The organism is Formosa sp. Hel1_31_208 (assembly GCF_900104785.1).
Lineage (GTDB): Bacteria > Bacteroidota > Bacteroidia > Flavobacteriales > Flavobacteriaceae > Psychroserpens.
In genome coordinates this window covers 1,556,266-1,571,958 of sequence record NZ_LT629733.1, presented here as the reverse complement: position 1 = coordinate 1,571,958, position 15,693 = coordinate 1,556,266, and the positions used below count along the sequence as shown (strand labels likewise).

General features: G+C 33.9%; 15 protein-coding genes. 7 read left to right on the top strand and 8 right to left on the bottom strand.

Going from position 1 to position 15,693, the window contains the following annotated elements; translation table 11 throughout:
* Positions 1 to 32: 32 nt before the first annotated feature.
* Entirely contained in the window at positions 33 to 743 is a 711-nt protein-coding gene (locus BLT57_RS07125) for a DUF4197 domain-containing protein (protein ID WP_091424188.1), read from the top strand.
* Positions 744 to 1,096: 353 nt separating this feature from the next.
* Positions 1,097 to 1,297 carry a Lacal_2735 family protein gene (locus BLT57_RS07120; RefSeq protein WP_091426697.1) on the top strand — a complete coding sequence of 67 codons (201 nt, stop codon included), beginning with the start codon at positions 1,097 to 1,099 and terminating at the stop codon, positions 1,295 to 1,297.
* Here BLT57_RS07120 and BLT57_RS07115 read toward each other — a convergent pair.
* The 3 genes from BLT57_RS07115 to prfA are packed head-to-tail and all read right to left on the bottom strand — an operon-like array spanning position 1,294 to position 4,031.
* Positions 1,294 to 2,082: an ABC transporter substrate-binding protein gene (locus BLT57_RS07115; RefSeq protein ID WP_091424186.1), complete on the bottom strand. Its 789-nt coding sequence runs from the start codon at positions 2,080 to 2,082 to the stop codon at positions 1,294 to 1,296. The genes BLT57_RS07120 and BLT57_RS07115 overlap by 4 nt on opposite strands.
* Positions 2,057 to 2,923: an orotidine-5'-phosphate decarboxylase gene (gene pyrF / locus BLT57_RS07110; protein ID WP_091424183.1), complete on the bottom strand. Its 867-nt coding sequence runs from the start codon at positions 2,921 to 2,923 to the stop codon at positions 2,057 to 2,059. Before pyrF ends, BLT57_RS07115 begins: the two co-directional genes overlap by 26 nt.
* A gap of 31 nt (positions 2,924 to 2,954) precedes the next feature.
* Positions 2,955 to 4,031: a peptide chain release factor 1 gene (gene prfA, locus BLT57_RS07105; protein WP_091424181.1), complete on the bottom strand. Its 1,077-nt coding sequence runs from the start codon at positions 4,029 to 4,031 to the stop codon at positions 2,955 to 2,957.
* A 109-nt stretch (positions 4,032 to 4,140) separates the two neighbouring features.
* Between prfA and BLT57_RS07100 the strand changes: the two genes are divergently transcribed.
* The gene (locus tag BLT57_RS07100; protein ID WP_091424178.1) at positions 4,141 to 4,431 is read left to right on the top strand and encodes a hypothetical protein; all 291 of its coding nucleotides are present in this window, start codon (positions 4,141 to 4,143) and stop codon (positions 4,429 to 4,431) included.
* Positions 4,432 to 4,582: 151 nt separating this feature from the next.
* Complete coding sequence (locus BLT57_RS07095) at positions 4,583 to 6,079, top strand: amidohydrolase family protein (RefSeq protein ID WP_091424175.1); 1,497 nt, start codon at positions 4,583 to 4,585, stop codon at positions 6,077 to 6,079.
* Here the strand turns inward: BLT57_RS07095 and BLT57_RS07090 are convergent.
* From BLT57_RS07090 to BLT57_RS07080, 4 genes are all read right to left on the bottom strand, one after another.
* Complete coding sequence (locus tag BLT57_RS07090) at positions 6,076 to 7,254, bottom strand: AIR synthase related protein (protein WP_091424172.1); 1,179 nt, start codon at positions 7,252 to 7,254, stop codon at positions 6,076 to 6,078. The genes BLT57_RS07095 and BLT57_RS07090 overlap by 4 nt on opposite strands.
* A 36-nt stretch (positions 7,255 to 7,290) precedes the next feature.
* Positions 7,291 to 7,968, bottom strand: coding sequence for an outer membrane beta-barrel protein (locus tag BLT57_RS07085; protein ID WP_091424170.1), 678 nt, complete (start codon positions 7,966 to 7,968; stop codon positions 7,291 to 7,293).
* 223 nt (positions 7,969 to 8,191) lie between these two features.
* Positions 8,192 to 8,332, bottom strand: coding sequence for a hypothetical protein (locus tag BLT57_RS14045; protein WP_157717139.1), 141 nt, complete (start codon positions 8,330 to 8,332; stop codon positions 8,192 to 8,194).
* Positions 8,333 to 8,536: 204 nt separating this feature from the next.
* Positions 8,537 to 10,723 carry a glutamine synthetase III gene (locus BLT57_RS07080; RefSeq protein WP_091424167.1) on the bottom strand — a complete coding sequence of 729 codons (2,187 nt, stop codon included), beginning with the start codon at positions 10,721 to 10,723 and terminating at the stop codon, positions 8,537 to 8,539.
* A 191-nt stretch (positions 10,724 to 10,914) separates the two neighbouring features.
* On the opposite strand from BLT57_RS07080, the gene BLT57_RS07075 reads away from it, so the two are divergent.
* Positions 10,915 to 11,928 (top strand): glutamine synthetase beta-grasp domain-containing protein, encoded by a 1,014-nt coding sequence (locus tag BLT57_RS07075; RefSeq protein WP_091424163.1) that lies wholly within the window; start codon positions 10,915 to 10,917, stop codon positions 11,926 to 11,928.
* 63 nt (positions 11,929 to 11,991) lie between these two features.
* Here BLT57_RS07075 and BLT57_RS07070 read toward each other — a convergent pair whose 3' ends face one another.
* Positions 11,992 to 12,933, bottom strand: coding sequence for a calcium/sodium antiporter (locus BLT57_RS07070; RefSeq protein ID WP_091426696.1), 942 nt, complete (start codon positions 12,931 to 12,933; stop codon positions 11,992 to 11,994).
* 170 nt (positions 12,934 to 13,103) lie between these two features.
* Here BLT57_RS07070 and BLT57_RS07065 point away from each other — a divergent pair, with 170 nt between their 5' ends.
* Entirely contained in the window at positions 13,104 to 13,463 is a 360-nt protein-coding gene (locus BLT57_RS07065; RefSeq protein WP_091424160.1) for a BlaI/MecI/CopY family transcriptional regulator, read from the top strand.
* 2 nt (positions 13,464 to 13,465) lie between these two features.
* On the top strand, positions 13,466 to 15,685 hold the full coding sequence (locus BLT57_RS07060; RefSeq protein ID WP_091424157.1) for a M56 family metallopeptidase: 2,220 nt from the start codon (positions 13,466 to 13,468) through the stop codon (positions 15,683 to 15,685).
* The last annotated feature ends 8 nt before the right edge of the window (positions 15,686 to 15,693 follow it).

The window sequence follows — 15,693 nt, the reverse complement described above, 5'->3', positions numbered from 1 at the left end:
TATATTTGTTAAATATATAAAAACCTTAAATCATGATTCGTAAACTTTTAGCTTTAGTTTTAATTTTTAATCTAATCTCTTGCGCAGAATTGCAAGAAGTCGTTAACAATCTACCACAACAAGGAGGAGGTGTTTTAAGTAATGTCGATATTGCCTCTGGCCTTCGTCAGGCGCTGGATTTAGGCATAGACAAACAAGTAAGTAAACTCACGCAAGAAGATGGATTTTATAAAAACGAATTAGTCAAAATCTTACTTCCAGAAGAATTGCAGAAAGTAGACAAAGGTTTACGTGATATCGGACTTGGCAATTTAGCAGATGAAGGCCTAAAAGTTCTCAATAGAGCCGCCGAGGACGCTGTTAAAGAAGCTACACCCATATTCATTGCGGCTGTTAAAGATATCACCTTTGATGATGCTAAAAACATATTACTCGGAAGTGACAAAGCAGCAACAGAATACCTCACTAATAAAACACAAACAGCTTTGTACAATTCGTTTAAACCTGTAATCTACGACTCTTTTAGTAAGGTAGGAGCTGATCAAATTTGGGAAAATCTCATCAATAAGTACAATGCTATTCCATTCACCAGTAACGTTAATCCTAATCTAACGGACTATGTCACTGGCGAGGCTTTAAAAGGCGTTTATACCATGATTGCTGTTGAAGAAAAAGAAATAAGAAACAAAGTGTCGTCACGAACAACTGATCTACTCAGAAAGGTGTTTGCGCTTCAAGATTAAGTTTTGTTCAGGTGTTTTTAGTTTAACCAAGATTTTTAAATGAATTAGAAAAAAAATTAAAGAGTTTAAATTATGGTATCACCACGTGTTAAACTTAGTCTTTTCTGTATGTATTATAGCTGTTCTATCACTTTTAATGTTATCCTAATATTAGCATAACATTAGAAATCAAAATAAATACCATCTTTGTAACCGTTAGTTAGAAGCGTACACTTCCGTGTTCATTTTGAATTAAAAAAGTTAGTTATAAAAATCGATCTCATTACAAGATCGATTTTTTTTATATGGCCTCAATCACTTTTATTTTGTTCATTTACAATATTTTATTACATTTAATTGTTAAACGCCATAACATGAAAAACACCAAAAAAATATTAGACCATCAAATGGTATTGGTGTCGCGTTACAAAAACCTCATCGAACAGGCTTATAATATCCGTCATACAGATTCAGCATTAAGTGATATTTCTGAATATAAAGCCATTCAACTCCTCCATAAAATAAATAAACTAAACTATTTAATTAGAGATTTAAATATTGTTCAACAGAATTAACCTTCAATTTTGTGCAATGTTCTAAAATAGCTAAATGCCTCAATGAGTCGCGAGCCATACCACGAAAAGTACTCCCCATTAACGACTTGAATTTTCACATGAGGAAGTATTTTTTTTAAGTCTTCAATATGTGATGCTTTAAAGGGAAAAGGTTCACTCGACAAGAATATTGCATCTATGCTTTCATCAATATTTAATAAATCAATTTCAGGATATCTTTCTTGCTTTGCGAAATAATTTTCGTAATTATTAAGCCGAAGCATTGCATCAATAAAGGTAGAGTTTGCAGCAACCATCCAAGGGTCTTTCCAAATAAAATAGGCCACTTTTAATTTCGGTTGATGCTTTATATAAGTACTAAACTTTTGATATTCACTTTGAATCGTGGTAATCAAATCATCAGCCTTTTCCTTAATAGAAAACAATCTTCCATACATTTTAATTAGCTCCAAAGCACCATCCAAATCGCAAATACTACTCACATGAACAGGTGCGATAGATTCCAATGCTAAAATCATCTCTTGCGTGTTCTCTTCCTTATTACATAAAATGATATCAGGCTGCAAGGCTTTGATTTTATCATACTGTACTTGTTTAGTACCTCCTACAACTTTTTTTTCTTGACGTAAATGATTTGGATGCACACAAAATTTAGTGACACCAATAATTGAAGCTTCAAGGTTTAAGTCAACTAGCAGTTCTGTTTGAGAAGGCACCAAAGACACAATTCGTTGTGGAATCTTTGACAACTTGATTATTCTATTGAGTTGGTCTTGGTGTTTCATGATGAGATTCTGAAACGTGTGCAGTATAAGAATTAAGTATAATACTCATTTGCTTTTGAAGTTCTTGTGCTTTAATAGCAGCAGCTTGAGCAAAGTCTTCATTAGGTGATGCGTAGATAATACCTCTAGATGAGTTGATCAACAAACCTACCGAATCTGTCATTCCATATTTACATACATCTTGTAAATTTCCGCCTTGTGCTCCTACTCCAGGTACCAATAAAAAAGCTTCAGGAATAATTTGTCGTATATCAGCTAGATACTCAGCTTTAGTTGCTCCAACAACATACATGAGCTGTTCAGAATTTGTCCATGTCTTTGAGGTTTCCAAAACTTGTTTATACAATTCTTTGTCATCTACAATTTTCGTCTGAAAATCAAAAGCACCTTGGTTTGAAGTTAAAGCTAGCATAATCGTATGTTTGTCTTGAAAAGCTAAAAAAGGCTCTACCGAATCTTTTCCCATATAAGGAGCAACAGTAACACTGTCAAATGCTAAATCTTCAAAAAAAGCTTTAGCATACATTGAACTCGTATTTCCTATATCTCCTCTTTTCGCGTCTGCTATAGTAAAAATTTCAGGATGCTTTATATTTAAATAGTTAATGGTTTTCTCAAGCGCTTTCCAGCCTTTGAGTCCATATGCTTCATAAAACGCTGTATTGGGTTTGTACGCAACACAGAGGTGATGTGTGGCATCAATAATAGCTTTATTGAAGGTAAAGATTGGGTCTTCTTCTTCTAATATATGTTTTGGGATTTTATTGAGATCAACATCCAATCCAATACATAGAAAGGAGTTCTTTTTTTTGATTTGGTATACTAACTCTTGTGTTGTCATATTAAAAAAAGCCAAAAAAGTGGGACTGAGGTTATATATGCTCGTCACTAGCTTTTAACTTCTCAGTATTTTCAGCTAGCATAAGTTCGTCAATTATTTTTTGAATATCACCATTCATGATATTCTGTAAATCGTATAATGTTAATCCAATTCTATGATCGGTCACGCGACCCTGTGAATAGTTATATGTTCTAATTTTAGCACTTCTATCTCCTGAACTCACCATAGAACCACGTTTTTCGGCATCGGCAGCATTCTTTTTTGCCAACTCCATTTCATATAAACGAGAGCGCAGAACTTTAAATGCTTTCTCTTTATTTTTATGTTGTGATTTTTGATCTTGACATTGTGCAACTAATCCTGTAGGCTCATGCGTTAATCGAACGGCAGAGTAGGTTGTATTTACCGACTGACCTCCTGGGCCTGACGAACAGAAGAAGTCAATACGAACATCTTTAGGATCGATTTCTACATCAAACTCTTCGGCTTCTGGAAACACCATACAAGTGGCAGCGCTGGTATGTACACGACCTTGTGTTTCAGTTTGCGGCACGCGTTGCACACGATGAACTCCAGCTTCAAACTTGAGTGTTCCATAGACATCTTCACCTGAAACTTCAAACTGAATTTCTTTAAAACCTCCATTAGAACCTTCACTGTAATCTACAGTATCAACTCTCCAGCCTTTACTTTCACAGTATTTCGTATACATTCTATATAAATCACCAGCAAATATACTGGCCTCATCTCCACCTGTTCCAGCTCGCAGTTCAACAACTGCATTTTTAGAATCCTCAGGATCTTTAGGAATCAATAAGAATCTAATATCATCCTCTAATTTCGGAATACCTTCTTTAGCCTCATCATACTGCATTTTCGCCATTTCAACCATTTCTGGATCACTACCATCTGCGATGATCTCTTCGGCTTCCTTTAAATTATTGGTAAGTTCTAAATAGATCTCACGCTTATCCATTAATAAGCGTAAATCTTTGTATTCTTTATTTAGTTGAACATAACGTTTTTGGTCAGTAATGATATCTGGTTGAATGATCAAATCACTTACCTCATCAAAACGTTGTTTTATTATTTGTAATTTCTCTAACATCTATCTTCTAAATTGTGTTTCAAAAATACGATAATTTATGGATTTCCAATAGTGAATAACTTGTTAGTCCACTCAAAAATATTGTAATGTGTTTTGACGTTATATCCTCATGCGAAAGCAAGTCAAATCAATACTAAACTACTATAAATCGCTATCCTTATGGTCATTTATTGTGACGCTTGGGATTACGATTATCAATCCTGAACTGATTCTAGCCTTAACCACAAAGCTATTTTTAGTGTTTGTACTCTGGTTTATGATTAGTGATCGAAAAGTTAGACAGCGATTACGTTTTTATAGAATTAGTGGTGTTTCTAATCTTAAATTCTTTACGGTAATTTACCTTTTTGATGGCTTGATTACTACGGCCTTTTTACTCTTGATCAAAGGGTTTATCTAAAATTGTGTTTTTCTAATACGACACATCTTTTTTGTTTCCTTTATTACTTATATAACCGCCAATATAATTCTATTTATTATCTTGTTGTTCAATACAATATCGAAAATATCTTTAATTACAAAAGCTATATCGATAGATATATTTCTAAAAAATGAAAAAAACAATTAACTATATATTTTTAATTATTACGCTAACAACATTTTTTAATTGTACAGAAAATAAAACAACTAAAATTAACGCCACAATAGTTATTAAAAACATAAATATTATTGATGTTGTAAATCAAAAAACGTTAAGAAATATGACCATTGTTATTGTTGATAATAAAATTTCGGATATAAAAAGATCATTGGATTTAAAATTAGATAACAACACAAAAGTTATAGATGGCAGTAACAAATATGTAATTCCTGGATTGTGGGATATGCATTTCCATGCTGTAAATGATAGGTTTTATGATTGGGATGTTTATAATCCTGATTCTACAGATATTGAGCAACGAAAAACTTTTGCACCTCTTTTAGTTGCATTTGGCATAACTGGAACAAGAGAAATGAGTGGCAGTAAATTCTCTTTAAATTTAAAAAGGCAAATACATAATAAAGAACTAATTGGCCCACATTTTATTGTGGGAACGCCATTAGTAGATGGTGCTATTCCATTATTTCCTGGTGGCTCAACAGTGTCTGTGACTAAGCCTAATGAGGCTGAAGAACTTGTTAAACAATTTCATGAAGATGGTTATGATTTTATAAAAACTTATTCTCATTTATCTGACGAAACATACAAAGCCATACATAAAAGTGCTAAAGAATTAAATTTTGAAGTTTCAGGTGAAATCCCTATAACTGTAAGTTTATGGGAAGCATCAGATTTAGGGCATAAAACTGTTGAACATTTAACAGGGCTAGAGGTAGCAACCTCAAGTAAAGAAAATGAATTAAGATCTAATTACAGAAATGAAGTAGGCAATCTTACTAAAGAAACAAAACAAAAAGATAAAATTAAAACTTGGAATAGATCGGAATGGGAAGGGACTTTAACGAAAGATCTAAATAAAACTAAAGCACTTTATAATCATTTAGAAAATAATAACACTTGGGTTGTACCAACTTTGGTTATACAACGTGCAATTTCGTATCCTAATACGCCGAGTGTAAGAACCAATCCTAATTATAAGTATGTGACTAAATACGATACTTTAGTTGATTATTTAATCGAAGAATTTGATCCTGAACGAAAACTAAAAGCCACCTACGACAATAGATTTTGTTCTATTAAGGAACTACATGATGCAGGTGTTGGCATATTGGCGGGCTCGGACATGCAAGGTGGATTTCCTTTACTAGAAGAATTGGGGATTTTTGTAGATGCAGGACTCACACCTATGGAGGCATTAACAACTGCTACATTAAATCCTGCCAAGTATTTAGACAAAGAAGATGAATTTGGCTCTATTGATATTGGTAAATCAGCTGATCTGGTTATATTAAATGAAAATCCTCTTGAAAATATTAATCATCTTTTTAAAATCGACGGTGTCATTTTAAAAGGGTATTATTTAAACAGAGATCTGCTAGATAAATATTTAGAACAGACTGAGAAAGATGCTAGAACTTTAGAGAATGAATTTGAAAACTCAAATTAATACTCAAAAGTACCGTATTTGCTTTTTATAGTCAGCTTCTTTTTTTCTGAAGCTTCAACTCTGCCAATAATCTTAGCCTCTACATTAAAAGACTTTGATATTGCAATGATCTCATTGGCAATTTCAGGAGACACATATAATTCCATACGATGTCCACAGTTAAACACCTGATACATTTCTTTCCAATCGGTTTGAGATTGTTGTTGAATGAGATTGAATAAAGGTGGAATCTCAAACATATTATCTTTTACAATATGCAAATTATCGATAAAGTGCAGAATCTTTGTTTGTGCTCCTCCTGAACAATGTACCATTCCATGTAAGTTATCAGATTTAAACTTTGATAATATCGCTTTTATTATGGGTGCATAAGTTCTTGTAGGCGACAAGACTAATTTACCTGCGTTAATAGGAGCATTTTCTATAGTATCAGTCAATCTAGTTTGTCCAGAATACACCAAATCCTCTGGAACTGACGCATCGAAACTTTCAGGATATTTTTCAGCTAAGTATTTATGAAATACATCATGACGAGCTGAAGTTAGACCATTACTACCCATCCCTCCATTATACTCAGTTTCATAAGTTGCTTGCCCGAAACTTTCCAAACCTACAATAACATCTCCAGCTTGAATATTGGCATTATCGATGACATCACTTCGTTTCATGCGTGCCGTTACCGTAGAATCTACAATAATTGTTCGCACCAAATCGCCAACATCGGCAGTCTCTCCACCCGTAGAATGTATGGTTACACCAAATGTTTTTAGATCTTCAATAAGTTCCTCAGTACCGTTAATAATGGCTGAAATAACTTCACCCGGAATTAAATTTTTATTTCTTCCGATTGTTGAAGACAACATAATATTATCAGTTGCACCAACACACAGTAAATCATCTATATTCATGATTAATGCATCTTGAGCTATGCCTTTCCATACAGAAACATCGCCTGTTTCTTTCCAATACATATAAGCAAGTGAACTCTTTGTTCCGGCCCCATCCGCGTGCATGATAAGACAATAATCATCATCACTTGTCAAATAATCTGGAACAATTTTGCAAAATGCTTTTGGAAATAAACCCTTATCTATATGCTTTATGGCGTTATGCACATCTTCTTTGGACGCTGAAACGCCTCTTTGCGCATAACGTTTACTAATATCTTGGCTCATGAATCTATATTAAGCAACAAAAATAAGAATTGTTAGTTACAATTTTGGACTATTTTCATCATCAGTTATAGAATAGGCTTCAATAACTGTTTTATGGTCTTTTAAAAGTTTTGTCTTTTTCTGTGTTCCACCGAAATAAAAGTTTAAACCAAAGGCCAATCTAAAATAGGTGTCATCCGATGCCCCTGCTTCCAAACCATCAAGTGTATCACTAGATACATAATTATAATCGGAATATAATTTAAGTGCAAATTGACTGCTCACAATATACTCCAAACCAATACCGCCTTGTACTTTAGGTGCGGTTTGCTTGAAATGATTTGCTGCATTATAACCGGCTCCAACAAATAAATAAGGTGAAAAGTGTTCATGTGGTAGCAGAAGTAATTCAACATTTAAGTCAAAAGACATAAACCCTTCATTAAAAGTATCTATATACGCTAGATTGAATTTATGATAACCAAAATCTATTGCTAAATAAGGTGTGAGATGACGTTTGTAACCAATATGACTATAAATTTCGAACATTGGATCTATGAAATCTCCGTTGATTACCGTAGTTCCTAGTGCCACATCAATAGCATTAGTCCCTCTTAAATCGTAAAACTCAGTTTTTGGTATTGGAGTATCATTTTTGTCTTGCGCTAAACTCTGAACACTTATCAGAACTATACACGCAAATAGTAATTGAAAACGAAATTGCTGTGCTATCATCAATATTTGTTTTGGTTATATATAACCAATAACAAAGTTATTTTAGGTTCAACAGATTTGGAGAAAGGGATGACAATATAAAAAATTAATTATCAATGAGTTATGTTTTATTAAATTTTAATTCTATGGAATAAAAAAAAGACAAATGAATTATTGTAATTCATTTGTCTTTAGTTTGACAATACTCATATTGTCAATAACTTTTGTAATCTTCAAAAATCATTTACGATTCTGCGTGAAATCTCGCTTCAGTTTTAACGACATCATCTTGAGTAAGATTATCTTTAACATCGTTAGAATCGTCCTGAGAAAACAACAAGGTAGCGAACATAAGCGCTGCTACACTTAGTAGTAACTTCTTCATTTTACAAAAAATTGATTAATAGCATTACAAACATAAGTATTTACTTATGTGAAGCTGTAGGAATAATCAAATATTCGATTAGTTGATAAAATTATGCGTTGAAATACATGATCACATGAGCAACTACGTAGGACTACGTACTCCTGTTATTCTCAAAAAAGTGACAATTCGTTAAATAAAGGTACTTAGTTCAGTAACGCAAATTTAATTTGTAAATAATAATTCTCGATACTTTGTTAAAGGCCAAAGTTCATCATCAACCAATAATTCTAATTTATCACAATGGTATCTGATATCGTCAAACAATGGTTTTATAATAAAACAATAAGCGTTGGCTTTTTCTTCAATAATATTTAATGCATTCGCTTTTTTACGTTCCTCTGTCATTTTAGTAACATTAGAATTTATACCTTCAATATGTGCCGAAATATCTTCAATAAGATTTAGCTGTTCTTTTGCCAACGTTTTGAATGATGCACCATAAATCTCTTTCAATCCTTTGACATTTTCAATGAGTACATTTTGGTATCTTACTGCTGTAGGCACAATATGGTTTCGTGCAATATCACCTAACACACGTCCTTCAATTTGAATTCGAAGCACATACTCTTCCATTTCGATTTCATAGCGAGCTTCCGATTCTACCTTATTCATTACACCAAGATCTTCAAAAAGGCGAATGGCTTGTACAGACACCTTTGCTTTTAAGGCTTCTGGAGTGCTTTTGTTATTACTCAGTCCTCTTTTTTTAGCTTCTTTTTCCCAAGCCTCACTATAACCATTACCTTCAAAGAGAATCGGTTTAGCTTTTTTGATGTACTCTCTTAAAACATTAAAAATTGCATCATCTTTCTTCATGTCTTTTTTAGAGATCATTTGCTCTACCTCTTGCTTAAAATCTAGTAATTGTTTGGCTACAATAGAATTGAGAACCGTCATCGCGCTAGCACAATTTGCCATTGACCCTACAGCTCTAAACTCAAATTTATTTCCTGTAAATGCAAAAGGTGACGTTCGGTTTCTATCGGTATTATCTAAAAGCACATCTGGGATCTTCCCTACCACATTCAATTTAAGGTCGGTTTTTTCCTTTGGTGATAATTTTCCATGAGTAACATTTTCCAACTCTTCTAAAACTTTAGTCAACTGTTCTCCTATGAACACAGATATAATAGCTGGAGGTGCTTCATTAGCACCTAAACGATGGTCGTTACTTGCCGATGCAATTGCAGCTCTTAATAATTCTTCATTATCATGAACCGCTTTTATGGTATTAATAAAAAAGGTCAAAAACTGCAGATTACTCATTGGTGTTTTTCCAGGACTCAGTAAATTGACTCCTGTGTTGGTTCCCAAACTCCAATTATTATGCTTACCTGAACCATTGACCCCAGCAAAAGGTTTTTCATGAAATAAGACTTTAAAATTATGGCGCTCTGCAACCTTATCCATGACATCCATCAATAACGAATTATGATCAACTGCTAAATTTGCTTCATCATAAATGGGCGCCAGTTCAAATTGATTTGGTGCCACCTCATTATGTCTTGTTTTGACAGGAATTCCTAACAACATGCATTCAGTTTCTAAATCACGCATATAAGACATTGCTCGATTTGGTATGGTTCCAAAATAATGGTCGTCTAGTTGCTGGCCTTTAGCAGGCGCATGTCCTAAAAGGGTTCGACCGGTGAGCACAATATCTGGTCGCGACATAGCCAATCCGCTATCTATTAGAAAATACTCTTGCTCCCATCCTAGAGATGCATTTACTTTTTTTACATTTTTGTCAAAATATTTGCAAACTGCCACGGCTGCGGCATCTACCGCTTGAAGCGCTCTCAAAAGAGGTGTTTTATAATCTAAAGCCTCACCAGTATAGGATACAAAAACTGTTGGAATACATAACGTTGTTCCATATATAAATGCTGGAGATGTAGGATCCCATGCCGTATAACCACGTGCTTCAAAGGTGTTTCTTATCCCACCACTAGGAAAACTAGAGGCATCTGGTTCTTGTTGCACAAGCTGCCCGCCTTCAAACTTTTCAATAGCCATTCCATTTCCAATAGTTTCAAAAAATGCGTCATGCTTTTCCGCTGTTGCACCCGTTAATGGTTGAAACCAATGGGTGTAATGTGTAGCACCTTTTGAAATTGCCCATTCTTTCATACCAGTAGAAATATGATCTGCTATGGTTCTATCTATTTTTTTACCATGACTAATGGCATCAACGACACTTTCAAATGCGTCTGTAGTTAAATACTGGCGCATGGTTGATTCATTAAAAACATTTGCGCCAAAAATCTCAGAACGCTTTACATGTTCTTGAATTGGTAAAGGCTGATGACTATATACTTGTTTTAAGGCATGAAATCTCAATATAGACATGTTTACGTTATTAAATTTAAATAATAGGGCAAAAATAACCAAAATTATACTTTATTATGAAGTACACCCCTAAAATTTAGAGGGTATAAAAAATTGTTAATAACATTTTATCTAAAATACCCCTATTTTTTTTGACCTCTCTATAAAAAATATAATATTTGTGCTTTCAATTTTTAAAAATTTAAATCAGCATGAGTAAATCTAAGTTAGAGTACATTTGGTTAGATGGATACAAACCAACTCAAAACATGAGAAGTAAGACTAAAGTTGAAGACAATTTTAGTGGTAAATTAGAAGACTGTCCTACTTGGTCTTTTGATGGTAGTTCTACAAAACAAGCCTCAGGAGGTGCTTCTGATTGCTTATTAAAGCCGGTGGCGATTTATCCAGATCCTGCAAGAGAAAATGGTTATTTAGTTATGACTGAAGTCTTAAATGCAGATGGAACTCCTCACGAAACAAACGGTAGAGCAACCATTGAAGATGACGATAATGATTTTTGGTTCGGATTTGAACAAGAATATTTCATTATGGATAAAGACACGCAATTACCTTTAGGATTCCCTATTGGTGGTTATCCAGGTCCACAAGGAATGTACTATTGTTCTGTTGGAGGAAGACATACTCATGGCAGAAGTTTTGTTGAAGAGCATGCTGATTTGTGTATCGCAGCAGGACTGAACTTTGAAGGCATCAACCAAGAGGTTGCTTCTGGACAATGGGAATATCAATTATTTGCAAAAGGCGCTAAAAAAGCAGGAGATGAAATTTGGGTCTCTCGTTATTTATTGGATCGTTTAACTGAGCAATACGGGTATTATATTGAATACCATCCAAAACCCGTTAAAGGAGATTGGAACGGTTCTGGTATGCACGCCAACTTCTCAAATACAGTTTTAAGAACTTGTGGTTCTCAAGAAACTTATGAAAAAATATGTGAAGCCTTTAGACCTGTTGTAGATGAACATATGGCTGTTTACGGGGAGTTTAATGATGAACGCTTAACCGGTTTACATGAAACTGCTCATGTATCAGATTTCTCATATGGCATTTCAGATAGAGGCGCTTCAATTCGTATTCCTATTATTACTGTTGAGAAAGGTTGGAAAGGATGGTTAGAAGATCGCCGTCCGGCATCGAATGGTGATCCATATAAAATTGCAGGTCGTATTATTAAAACAGTAAAATCAGCTAATATTAGCTAGATCAACAATATTGTTTTGTTCAATAAAGCGTCTTCATTTTTTTTTAATGAAGGCGTTTTTTATTTACACCTTAAACGCTAAAATTATAAATATTGCATAGGCTGTTACTAACAGAAAACCTTTATATCTAGAAATTCGATGTTTTGCAGGTATTAGGATTAATGGAATTAAGAGGGCCGAAAAAGCCAGCATCCAAAAAATATCTCGACTCAAAATTGAAGCCTCTGTGACTGGTATAGTCTTTATCATTGACGTTAAACCTAATACAGAACCAATATTAAAGATATTCGAACCAATTAGATTCCCTAAGGATAAGGCTTTCTCTTTTTTTGCTGCCGCGATTACAGAAGCCGCCAATTCAGGAACACTAGTCCCAATAGCGATTACCGTTGCCGCTATAACAGCGTCACTAACACCTAATGTTTGTGCTAAATCTTTAGCTCCTGCAACCAACCATTCTGACCCAAAGTATAAGGCTGCTGCTCCTATTAATAACCACAAGGCTATTTTGAAATTTGAGACTACCGCTAGACTTTCGTCAACCTCCTCTGGAATAACTTCTTTCTTAGCAGCTTTAATCAAAACAATTAAAAATGCGACGAGAAAAGAAAATAACACTAATCCTTCAAATGGCACTAACTGATTATCATTATATAAAAAATAATACAAAACGATTGAAAAGAGCATCATCACTGGCCAATTCAATCGATAAAATGATCGATCTACAGCAATAGTACCAACTAATGCCGTGATTCCTAAAACCAATCCAATATTAGCAATATTAGATCCTATTACATTATTCAAAGCAATAGCTGGAGAACCTGTTAAGGCTGCATTCAAACTCACAAGTAATTCCGGAGCTGAAGTTGCAAAACTCACCACAGTCATACCTATAACCATTTTTGAAATCTTTAGCTTAAATGAAAGTGCAACCGAAGACCGCACTAAGAACTCACCTCCTATTACCAATAAAATTAATCCTAAGATGATCCAAACTATACTCATGACAATTAATTTCTGCGAAGATATAAAAATTGTATAGTGTAAAACCATTAATATAAAACCGATTTACAGAAGCTATAACTTAAAATTTAGTTAAATAACTAATTTAATAGTTGTATAACTACAAAAATAGTTATACGTTTGTAAAGCAATCATTTCATACAACAATCGCCATGGAAAAGCTTACAAATAAAGAAGAAGAGATCATGCACATCTTATGGAAGCTAGAAAAGGCTTTCGTAAAAGATGTTTTAGCTGAAATCGCAGGGGACAAACCCCATTACAACACGCTTTCAACCATCATCAGACATCTTGAAGAAAAGGGCTATGTGAGCTATAACGCCTATGGCAAAACGCACCAATACTTCCCTATTGTTAGTAAAGAAGCTTATAAAAAACGTTTTATGAATACAGCTATTGAAAACTATTTCAATAACTCCTATAAAAATGTGGTGTCTTTCTTTGCTACAGAAGAAAAAATTAGCATCGAAGAGCTCAAAGAAATTATCGCTATAATCGAACAAAAGAATTAGTCATGGATTATTTATTGAAAGCATCCGCCATACTGATCATTTTTTATGTTTGCTATCAGTTATTTTTACAACGAGAAACGTTTTTTCAAAGCAATCGTTTGTTTTTATTATCTGGGCTCATCTTAGCATGCTGTCTTCCATTCATTGTTATTCCTCAATATATTGAATACACCCCAATTGATACCTCTTCTTTTGTGATGTCTTCAAACGAACTTGCAATACAAAAAGGGACACCATATGATTATGTGCAATTATTGCCCTGGTTTTATATAACAGGAGCTTGTTTTTTCTTCGGAAAACTGATTATTGAGTTTCTGTCTTTACGGCGGATATTAATTCACAGTGAAGCAAGTGCTTCTGGGACTTACAAAATTTTAAAAACTGAAGAGCAGGTAGCACCCTTTTCGTTCTTTAATCGTATTGTTTTTAATCCGAAACAATTTCAGGAAGAAGAATTAACACATGTGCTCACCCATGAGAAAGTACATGTCAAGCAATTGCATTCTATTGATACGATATTTGCGCAACTTGCATGCCTCCTATTTTGGTTTAATCCAGTTGTATGGCTATACAAGAAAGCACTCCAACAAAACTTAGAATTCATCGCAGACCATGAGGCACAATATGTATCGCAATGTGAAAAAAGCTATCAGACCGTCTTATTAAAAGCTAGTGCGAAAAATCATCAATTAGCGTTCACAACTAATTTTCACACATCATTAATTAAAAAACGAATCGTTATGTTACACAAATCAAAATCAAAACAGTTCAACAAAATCAAACTCTTATTAATACTGCCTTTCTTAGCAGTATTTATGATGAGTTTCAATACCGAAACTATTTATATTCCAGTGCCTGATGAAGTTCCAAAGAAGCAAGAAGTCACAAGTGAGTCTCAAGATAATTTAAACATCATGTTTAATAAAGATAACACCGATGATTATTTAGCGCTTACCAAAACACAATTATTGAAAAAAGGCATCACATTCAATTACAAAGGTTTAATACGCAACAGTAAAAATGAAATTACAGCGATCAATGTGACCTTTGAATCAAAAGTTAACAGTACGGCATACGAGGTGAGCGGAGTTGAGCCTATTAAACCTTTTTCATTTAAAAGTGACGGCACCTCATTTGGTGTGAGCACTATGGACAGTAATACTTTCGTATACAAAACTGAAGACGGAACAATGAAAGTACAATCTTCAGGTGGCCATGTTTATGTAATAGAAGACGTCGACGAAGAAGACACAAATGATAGCGATTCAGGAACTTTGAAAATTATAAAAAAACACAGTTTAGACTCTGTTCATTTTAAAACAATACAAGGTAAAACTACTTGGATTAGTAAAGATGGTACAAAAACAAATATCAATGCTTCGGAAAATGGCAGCGCTAATTTTATCATCACAAAAACTGACGAACCTATTTTTATCATTAACGGGAGCGCTGTTGACAAGTCTATTTTCGAAAACGTAGATTCAGACAATATTAAATCTATTAACGTATTAAAAGGAAAATCGGCATCGGAACTATATGGAGAGAAAGGGAAAAATGGTGTGATTATTATGAGTATTAAGGACGGTCAAAATACATTTATAAACAAAGATAAGAGTAAAGGAATTATTCTAAATTCTAATAATGTGAGAATTAAATCGGATGGGACAGAACCCTTATTTATTATTGATGGTAAAGTCATCAATAAAGACCAAATGGAATCTATAAATCCGGATAAGATTCATAGCATTGATGTCCTGAAAGACAAAAACGCTATAAAAGCTTATGGTGAAAAAGGTCAAAATGGTGTTGTCATAATCAATACTAAAGAAGCCATAAACGGGAATTCTAATCAAGATATTATCATTGAGGTACAAGAAGACAGTCCATGGAAAATTGACACAGAAACAGTAGTTACTGGGGTTTATTTTGTCGGTGATCCAGACGATACTCATCCAACTGCTGAATTCGTGATTTCTAAAAATTCTACTGACGCCTTTTTAGACCGACAAAAAAAGGAACTCAAAAAATTTGGTATCGATGCTAAATTTAGCAAGGTACGTAGAAACAAAGCTGGAGAAATCACCAGTATCAAAATTTCACTTGATGATAACCAAGGACGCAAGTCTAGTGCCAGCTGGAAAGAAAAAGACCAAGCCATTCCAGATATTGTGATGGGCAAATCTAAAGACGACAAACTCTTTGTTAGAGCTATAGGTTACTAAATCAAAAA

Excerpts from the sequence above, each read along its gene's own strand:
- BLT57_RS07125 (WP_091424188.1), top strand. The coding sequence starts at position 33 with ATGATTCGTAAACTTTTAGCTTTAGTTTTAATTTTTAATCTAATCTCT.
- BLT57_RS07120 (WP_091426697.1), top strand. The coding sequence starts at position 1,097 with ATGAAAAACACCAAAAAAATATTAGACCATCAAATGGTATTGGTGTCG.
- BLT57_RS07115 (WP_091424186.1), bottom strand. The coding sequence starts at position 2,082 with ATGAAACACCAAGACCAACTCAATAGAATAATCAAGTTGTCAAAGATT.
- pyrF (WP_091424183.1), bottom strand. The coding sequence starts at position 2,923 with ATGACAACACAAGAGTTAGTATACCAAATCAAAAAAAAGAACTCCTTT.
- prfA (WP_091424181.1), bottom strand. The coding sequence starts at position 4,031 with ATGTTAGAGAAATTACAAATAATAAAACAACGTTTTGATGAGGTAAGT.
- BLT57_RS07100 (WP_091424178.1), top strand. The coding sequence starts at position 4,141 with ATGCGAAAGCAAGTCAAATCAATACTAAACTACTATAAATCGCTATCC.
- BLT57_RS07095 (WP_091424175.1), top strand. The coding sequence starts at position 4,583 with ATGAAAAAAACAATTAACTATATATTTTTAATTATTACGCTAACAACA.
- BLT57_RS07090 (WP_091424172.1), bottom strand. The coding sequence starts at position 7,254 with ATGAGCCAAGATATTAGTAAACGTTATGCGCAAAGAGGCGTTTCAGCG.
- BLT57_RS07085 (WP_091424170.1), bottom strand. The coding sequence starts at position 7,968 with ATGATAGCACAGCAATTTCGTTTTCAATTACTATTTGCGTGTATAGTT.
- BLT57_RS14045 (WP_157717139.1), bottom strand. The coding sequence starts at position 8,332 with ATGAAGAAGTTACTACTAAGTGTAGCAGCGCTTATGTTCGCTACCTTG.
- BLT57_RS07080 (WP_091424167.1), bottom strand. The coding sequence starts at position 10,723 with ATGTCTATATTGAGATTTCATGCCTTAAAACAAGTATATAGTCATCAG.
- BLT57_RS07075 (WP_091424163.1), top strand. The coding sequence starts at position 10,915 with ATGAGTAAATCTAAGTTAGAGTACATTTGGTTAGATGGATACAAACCA.
- BLT57_RS07070 (WP_091426696.1), bottom strand. The coding sequence starts at position 12,933 with ATGAGTATAGTTTGGATCATCTTAGGATTAATTTTATTGGTAATAGGA.
- BLT57_RS07065 (WP_091424160.1), top strand. The coding sequence starts at position 13,104 with ATGGAAAAGCTTACAAATAAAGAAGAAGAGATCATGCACATCTTATGG.
- BLT57_RS07060 (WP_091424157.1), top strand. The coding sequence starts at position 13,466 with ATGGATTATTTATTGAAAGCATCCGCCATACTGATCATTTTTTATGTT.